This window comes from Neobacillus sp. NRS-1170, from assembly GCF_050468025.1.
The window spans coordinates 1-995 of sequence record NZ_JBITPF010000144.1; the positions used below are offsets into that span (position 1 = coordinate 1).

2 protein-coding genes are annotated in these 995 nt (G+C 32.7%); both read left to right on the plus strand.

Annotated features, from left to right (window positions below; genetic code table 11):
• Positions 1–259 precede the first annotated feature (259 nt).
• Positions 260–430, plus strand: coding sequence for a hypothetical protein (locus ACIFOT_RS32550; protein WP_430073169.1), 171 nt, complete (start codon positions 260–262; stop codon positions 428–430).
• Between the two features lie 127 nt (positions 431–557).
• The gene (locus ACIFOT_RS32555; RefSeq protein WP_430073172.1) at positions 558–764 is read left to right on the plus strand and encodes a DUF1657 domain-containing protein; all 207 of its coding nucleotides are present in this window, start codon (positions 558–560) and stop codon (positions 762–764) included.
• The last annotated feature ends 231 nt before the right edge of the window (positions 765–995 follow it).

Here is a 995-nt window from a genome sequence, read left to right on the forward strand (position 1 = left end):
AAGAGGCTCAGCCTTTTTTTAAAAACTGGTTTTTCTGGGTCTGTTTTTTCATGCCCTTTTTCCGTTTTTATTTTCATGGGAGTTCAACAAGAAAAAATGACCGCCGTAGCAATCATCATCCTTAACAAAAGCACCCGTAGTTGAACAAGCATCAACCTAGCTATTGCACAATTTCCTTGTATTGTGCACTAAATTTTATTGAATTTTTTTAATCCCAAGAAAGAAAATACTTAATAATAAAATAGAGGAGATGATCAAAATGACCGTCAACAAATATGTTAAAAATATACTAGGTGTTGATGTACGTGCCCGTTTTTCTACAGAAGATAGCGGAATTATTTATGACCCCTTCAAAAATCCCATAATCCATAAACAAATAAATGGAAGAGAAATTGTTCCTCTTGATTTAACAAAATTATGGGGAAAATAGAACCTTCTAATTCTTAGGACTCGAATAAGATATTTAATTTTATTTGAATATCTAAAATACATAAGGTAATAAATATTCCGCATACTACATTTGTAATTTCAATTTCATTCAGAAAAGAGGTCTTTAAATGACAGTTGGAAAACAAGTCCAACAAGCATTAGCAAGTTTAAAAAGTGCTCAAGCAAGCTTTGAAGGGTTTGCATTAGCAACTGACAACCAAAACGCTAAACAACTTTATCAACAAGCTGCACAACAAACACAATCTGTTCTTGATAGTCTTGAACCACGTCTTCAAGAAATTCAAGCAGAGGAACCGCAATATAAACAACAATAATTTCTTCTAAATACCAATAACATTTACCACTATTTGGTATTAAGATTATCAATTAAGATCCATATAATACTTTGAAACAATTTCGAAACGTCTATCTGTTAAAACCGCCATCACTTCAGGCGAAGAAAATGAAGACTCCCTATGGAGCTTCTTTTTTTGTCACCCTTTTCCTCTAATGCTACATATATGAGATTTTTCCACTAACCTGCATCCGTTAGAATTCCTGTAGAT